The following is a 6,310-nucleotide window of genomic DNA, read 5'->3' as shown; positions in this document are numbered from 1 at the left end:
GCCAATCCTGCATTTTGGTGCACTTGAACTAGATGCCACTTGATTGCGGCTGTGAGATACTAAGCGACTTTACGCGGTACTAGGAATAATCCCCAATGATCTCATTGTCTCGGCGCATTGCTGACGAACTCGGCGTTGCCGAAAAACAAGTAACGGCCACCATTGAACTGCTGGACGAGGGCGCCACCGTTCCCTTTATTGCTCGTTATCGTAAGGAGGTGACGGGTTCTTTAGATGACACGCAGTTGCGCCAGTTGAGCGAGCGCTTAGTGTATTTACGCGAGCTTGAAGATCGACGCGATACGATCCTCAAAAGCATCGAAGAGCAGGGCAAGCTGACCGAAACACTGAAAAAAGACATCTTAGATGCCGAGACCAAAACGCGCCTCGAAGACTTGTATTTACCCTACAAGCCTAAGCGACGCACGAAAGGGCAGATCGCCATTGAAGCGGGCATTGAGCCGCTGGCTGACGCATTATTTGCCAACCGCCTACTCGACCCTGCAGCGGAAGCCGAAGCTTACATTAATGCTGAGGCAGGCTTTGCCGACTCAAAGGCTGTGCTAGATGGCGCTAAATACATTTTGATGGAACGCTTTGCGCAGGAAGCGGATTTGCTTGCCAAGCTACGCGGTTATCTGGCCGATAACGGAACCTTGCTCGCAACCGTGATGTCAGGTAAAGAAGTCGAAGGTGAGAAGTTCCGAGATTACTTCGAACATAAAGAGGCGTGGTCAAAAGTTCCGTCGCACCGAGCCTTGGCGATGTTTCGAGGTCGCCGCGAAGGCGTTCTTAGTATCAAGGTCGATATCGAGGTACCAGAGGGCGAGAGACACCCTTGCGAATCGATGATAGCGCAATTCTTTGACCTGCGTGACGAAGGTCAGCCAGCAGATGCGTGGTTGCAGGAAACAGTGCGCTGGACCTGGCGTATTAAGCTGCAGTTTCATCTAGAAACCGAGTTATTAGCTGATTTACGCGAGCGCGCTGAAGCCGCTGCGATTGAAGTATTCGCAGCGAACTTACAGGATTTGTTGTTAGCCGCGCCTGCCGGTCAGCGGGCCACCATAGCCCTCGATCCTGGCTTGCGCACGGGTGTCAAAGTAGCAGTGATCGATAACACAGGTAAGGTGGTTGATCACGGCGCAATTTACCCGCATGCCCCCAAAAATCAGTGGGATGCGTCTATTGCGCAGTTAGCTAAGTTGGCTAAGCAGTATTCGGCCGAGCTTATTGCCATTGGCAATGGTACGGCATCGAGAGAAACCGATAAGCTAGCCGGTGATCTTATTAAGCTGCACCCAGAATTGGGTTTGCAGAAGGTCATGGTAAACGAAGCGGGTGCCTCGGTGTATTCAGCTTCGGCCGAAGCGGCAGCGGAAATGCCCGATCTAGACGTCACGATACGAGGCGCGGTGTCGATTGGGCGGCGCTTGCAGGATCCCTTGGCCGAGCTTGTGAAAATTGACCCTAAATCGATTGGTGTAGGTCAGTATCAGCATGATGTCAGTCAGATCCAATTGGCGAAAAGTTTGGATGTCGTCATCGAAGACTGTGTAAACAGTGTCGGCGTTGAGCTCAACACGGCCTCGGCTCTCTTGTTAAAACGCGTGTCGGGTTTAAACCAAAGCATTGCCGATAACATCGTCGCATTTAGAAATCAACACGGTGCCTTTAGGGATCGTGCGAGTTTGAAGTCGGTACCGCGTTTGGGCGAGAAGACCTTCGAGCAAGCCGCGGGCTTTTTGCGCGTGCACGGAGGGGCCTATCCTCTAGACAGCTCAGCAGTGCACCCCGAGGCCTACAGTGTCGTAGAGACAATGGCTGCTGACCTAAAGTTAAGTGTTGCAGATTTGGTTGGGAATAAATCTGCGATTTCTAAAATCGATTTAAAGCGCTATGTCACCGAGCAATTTGGTTTACCCACCCTGCAAGATATTGTTCGAGAGCTTGAAAAACCCGGCCGCGATCCCCGTCCGGAATTTACCACCGCATGCTTTAAAGAGGGTGTTGAAAAAGTCAGTGACCTTGAACCGGGCATGGTGCTGGAGGGTACAGTGACCAATGTGACCAATTTTGGCGCGTTTGTGGATGTTGGGGTGCATCAAGACGGTCTCGTGCACATCTCGGCTTTGGCCGACAAGTTCGTAAAAGACCCAAGAGACGTGGTAAAAGCTGGACAGGTGGTCAAAGTCAAAGTGATGGAAGTCGACGAAAGGCGCAAGCGTATTGGCTTAAGTATGCGAATGTCAGATGAGCCTGGCAGTTCTGAGCGGGGAGCGCCAAAATCCTCTCGCCCCGAGCGCCGAGACGGCTCCAAAACTAAATCTTCAACCGGTAAAGCAGCTGCGCAACCAGCGGCACAAGGCACGATGGGAGCTTTGCTGCAAGCGGCTATGAAAAAGAAGTAGGTTCATCGACTAAAGTCTAATTGGTTTAGTTGGGTAAGGGCGTAGTCTCAGAGGATCCAAGCACTGAGGAGCGCCCTATGATCTTTGCCAATCCTGGAAGTCCAGATTCTCTTATTACCTTTAAATCTCAATACCAAAACTACATTGGTGGTGAGTGGGTCGCCCCCGTCGGTGGCCAGTATTTTGATAACGTCTCGCCGGTAAACGGCGCTGTGTTTTGCCAAGTACCGAGATCCGATCGGCGCGATATTGACCTAGCTCTGGATGCCGCTCATGCAGCACGCGAGGCCTGGGGTAAAACATCGGTGACCGAGCGGTCGAATATTCTGTTAAAAATGGCAGACCGAGTAGAGGCCAACCTAGAAATGCTCGCGGTTGCCGAAACTTGGGATAACGGTAAAGCCGTTCGCGAAACGCTAGCGGCCGACGTCCCTTTGGTGGCCGATCACTTCCGCTACTTCGCCGGTTGTATCCGTGCCGATGAAGGCAGCACCGCGGATATTGATGCCAACACAGTGTCGTATCACTTTAACGAACCCCTAGGAGTTGTTGGTCAAATCATTCCGTGGAACTTTCCCCTGTTGATGGCAGCGTGGAAGTTAGGCCCTGCGCTGGCAGCCGGCAACTGCGTGGTGATGAAGCCTGCAGAACAGACGCCCGCATCGATTTTGGTGTTGATGGAGTTGATCGGCGATTTGTTACCCGCAGGCGTGCTGAACATCGTCAACGGTTATGGCGAGGAAGCGGGGCAAGCCCTGGCAAGCAGCAAACGCATCGCTAAAATCGCGTTTACGGGTTCAACGCCCGTAGGTTCACATATTTTAAAATGTGCCGCCGAAAATATTATTCCTTCGACGGTAGAGTTAGGTGGCAAGTCGCCCAACATTTACTTTGAAGATATTATGCAGCACGAGGATGACTTTATTAGTAAGTGCGTAGAAGGATTAGTGCTAGCCTTCTTTAACCAAGGTGAAGTGTGTACCTGTCCATCGCGCGCGCTGATTCAAGAGAGTATTTACGATGAGTTTATGGAAAAGGTCATTGCGCGAACGCTAACCATCAAGCGCGGCAACCCGCTTGATACTGAAACCCAAGTAGGTGCTCAGGCCTCGCAAGAACAGTACGATCGGATTATGAGTTACTTACAAATCGGCCGCGATGAGGGGGTCGAGTTCTTAACCGGCGGCGACGCAGCTCAGGTAGGTCATGGGTTTGAATCGGGTTTCTACATCCAGCCTACATTGATGCGCGGTACCAATGACATGCGTGTTTTCCAAGAAGAAATCTTTGGTCCAGTTGTAGGCGTTACTACCTTTAAAACCGAAGAAGAAGCTTTGGCCATAGCCAATGATACCGAGTATGGCTTAGGCGCAGGCGTGTGGACTCGTGATACCAATCGAGCCTTTAGAATGGGCCGTGCCATTCAAGCGGGTCGGGTTTGGATGAACTGCTATCACGCCTATCCCGCACACGCTGCCTTCGGAGGTTACAAGAAATCGGGTGTTGGACGTGAGACCCACAAGGCGGCAATTGGCCACTATCAGCAAACTAAAAACTTATTGATCAGCTACGACATCAACCCCTTAGGTTTCTTCTGACCGATAGATTGAAACGCGACAACGAGAAAACGGGCCAATGGCCCGTTTTTGCTATGCCGTTCGACATTAACCTCGTTATGAGTCGGGATTGTCGGAGCCGAGGTTTGCCGTTTCGTCCTCGTCGTAAGTATCCTCGATCATGACATTGAACTCGCGACTAAAAATTTCCCAAAAGGTGATGAACAGTACGGCAATCAACGGACCAAGCACGAAGCCTGTCATGCCGAACATTGTGAATCCGCCCAAAGTGGATAATAAGACTAAATAATCGGGTAATTTGGTGTCGCGCCCCACCAAAATGGGCCGTAGGATATTGTCGACTAGCCCAATCACAACGGCGCCAAAAGCGATCAAGATGATTCCGTCAGAGGTGTTCCCTGTGGCTAGCAGGTACAGTCCAACCGGTAACCAAATCAGGCCGGCGCCGACCACTGGGATCAAGGATAGTACCGTCATCACGACACCCCACAACACGGGCCCCGGCAGATCTAAGAACCAAAAGATCAATCCGCCCAAGGCACCCTGAACCATGGCGACGACGAGGCTACCTTTTATCGTTGCGCGCGTCACCTCGGCGAACTTTTGCATGAGCAGGCGTTCGCGCTCGTCGCCTAAAGGTAGGGCGCGAATAAGAACAGGTATCAGGCTGGCGCCATCGCGCAGCATAAAAAACGCTAGGTACAGCATGAGCCCAAGGCTGACAAACCACGCTAGAGTGTTTTGCCCGATTGCGAGGGCATTGCTGGCCATCGCTTTGCCTGCATCGACCGAGAGGGATCCGAGTTGTTGCTTGAGTTTGCCAATATCCAAACCGAGCGTTGCCAATACGTTGTCTATTATTGGAAAAGCGGTGCGAACTTGATCAATCCATAAGCTTGGTTCGATTTGCCCAGATTCCAGCTGTTGATAAATGGCGGTGCCTTGTTTTATGAACGCGCTAGTCAAGAATAAAGTGGGCGTAACGGCGATTACGATGCATGCGAGCAAGGTAAGAAGAGCCGCTGTGTTTTCGCGTCGCGGAGACCGTTGCAGGATTTTTGTATGCAAGGGGTGGAAGAGCAGCGCGATGATACATGCCCACAGAATGACGCTAAAAAACGGCAGCATGAGATAGGTGAAAGCGATACTCACGGCAATTAGCGCTGCGATGAACGATCGTATCTCGATAACTTTTTGCATGTCTGGCTCGCGATTTGGCTTTGGCAGACAAGTGTAGCCCGAGTGCGTAATAAGACACAAAGTCAATAATCTGCTAAGCGTTTAACTTTTGTGTACACTTGCGTTCTTTTTCGAGGAGGACCTTATGGATTGGGCAGAACTATTCCCGATGGGCATGGCGCACTATGCTATCGGCGGTTTATTGATTGGTGCCGGTGTCAGCTGGCTGTTTGTCAGCACAGGTTTAATGGGAGGCGCCAGTTCGTTCTTGACAACGGTCTGGACTTATCTGACCAAAGACAAACGCTTTGCTACGGACAGCAACGTATCCTCGCGCACATGGCGCAACGTCTATTCTTTGGGCTTAATTGCCGGCGCGTTTATTGGCGTTCAGCTGTTCGGTTTGCCCATGAACGTCACCGAAGTGGCGCCCTGGCAGCTGGCGATCGGTGGATTAATCACTGGTTTTGGGGTGCGCTTAAGTAGCGGTTGTACCTCAGGCCACGGTATTTGCGGTATGGCTTTACTAGATCTTGACTCGATCCTGGCTGTGCTCGTCTTTTTATCCACAGCGATTGTGGTCGCGCATCTTGTCACGATGTTTGGAGGTGTAGCATGAGACCTATGGCCTTACTTCAAGTCTTTATTGCGGGCGGTTTGTTCGGTTTGGGCTTGACCTACGCCACGATGATTCAACCAGAAGTTGTACTGAGCTTTTTAAACTTTAATGACTTTGGTTTGCTGTTGGTGCTCGGCTGCGCCACGGGTCTAACCTTTGTGGTCTACCAGTTGATCCCTAAAATTCGCAAAGCACCGCTGTTCGCGGCGAAGTTTAGTTCGCGTCCTGCAAATGCACGCTCACGCACACTCTTGGGTGCTTTGGTGTTTGGCGTTGGCTGGGGCTTGTCAGGTGTTTGCCCAGGGCCGGCCATCGCGAGCGTTGGCGCTGGTAACTGGCCGGTCTTGTATGCATTGGGCGGTATGTTTGTTGGTGCTTATTTACAGGGCAGGTTTTTCTCTGCTAAATAGGCGCTATCTCGTGTCGATCGCGGGCTAGATAATCAGCCGTTAAAAAGGGGGCTAAGTCAGACTGAGCCCCCTTTAAACTTTTAACCTTCAGACTTGGGTTATTTCTCTTCTGTC

At 51.5% G+C, this 6,310-nt stretch carries 5 protein-coding genes; 4 read left to right on the top strand and 1 reads right to left on the bottom strand.

The window, feature by feature from the left end:
- Positions 1-95: 95 nt before the first annotated feature.
- Positions 96-2,411 carry a Tex family protein gene (locus tag ACTF5Z_RS10915; protein ID WP_438985658.1) on the top strand — a complete coding sequence of 772 codons (2,316 nt, stop codon included), beginning with the start codon at positions 96-98 and terminating at the stop codon, positions 2,409-2,411.
- Between the two features lie 77 nt (positions 2,412-2,488).
- A complete protein-coding gene (gene exaC, locus ACTF5Z_RS10910; RefSeq protein ID WP_438985657.1) occupies positions 2,489-4,009 on the top strand; it encodes an acetaldehyde dehydrogenase ExaC in 1,521 nt (506 codons plus the stop codon).
- Between the two features lie 75 nt (positions 4,010-4,084).
- On the opposite strand, the gene ACTF5Z_RS10905 is transcribed toward exaC, so the two are convergent.
- Complete coding sequence (locus ACTF5Z_RS10905; protein ID WP_438985656.1) at positions 4,085-5,188, bottom strand: AI-2E family transporter; 1,104 nt, start codon at positions 5,186-5,188, stop codon at positions 4,085-4,087.
- A gap of 124 nt (positions 5,189-5,312) precedes the next feature.
- On the opposite strand from ACTF5Z_RS10905, the gene ACTF5Z_RS10900 reads away from it, so the two are divergent.
- The gene (locus ACTF5Z_RS10900; RefSeq protein ID WP_423849792.1) at positions 5,313-5,786 is read left to right on the top strand and encodes a YeeE/YedE family protein; all 474 of its coding nucleotides are present in this window, start codon (positions 5,313-5,315) and stop codon (positions 5,784-5,786) included.
- Positions 5,783-6,196, top strand: a complete 414-nt coding sequence (locus ACTF5Z_RS10895) for a DUF6691 family protein (protein ID WP_438985655.1) — start codon at positions 5,783-5,785, stop codon at positions 6,194-6,196. Before ACTF5Z_RS10900 ends, ACTF5Z_RS10895 begins: the two co-directional genes overlap by 4 nt.
- Positions 6,197-6,310 lie beyond the last annotated feature (114 nt).

It is taken from the genome of Aequoribacter sp., assembly GCF_965659035.1.
Lineage (GTDB): Bacteria > Pseudomonadota > Gammaproteobacteria > Pseudomonadales > Halieaceae > Aequoribacter.
Note: the sequence above shows the minus strand (reverse complement) of the source record. Positions and strands in the feature narration are given on the sequence as shown.

Coding starts and splice junctions, on each gene's coding strand:
- ACTF5Z_RS10900 (WP_423849792.1), top strand. CDS start 5,313: ATGGATTGGGCAGAACTATTCCCGATGGGCATGGCGCACTATGCTATC.
- ACTF5Z_RS10895 (WP_438985655.1), top strand. CDS start 5,783: ATGAGACCTATGGCCTTACTTCAAGTCTTTATTGCGGGCGGTTTGTTC.
- exaC (WP_438985657.1), top strand. CDS start 2,489: ATGATCTTTGCCAATCCTGGAAGTCCAGATTCTCTTATTACCTTTAAA.
- ACTF5Z_RS10905 (WP_438985656.1), bottom strand. CDS start 5,188: ATGCAAAAAGTTATCGAGATACGATCGTTCATCGCAGCGCTAATTGCC.
- ACTF5Z_RS10915 (WP_438985658.1), top strand. CDS start 96: ATGATCTCATTGTCTCGGCGCATTGCTGACGAACTCGGCGTTGCCGAA.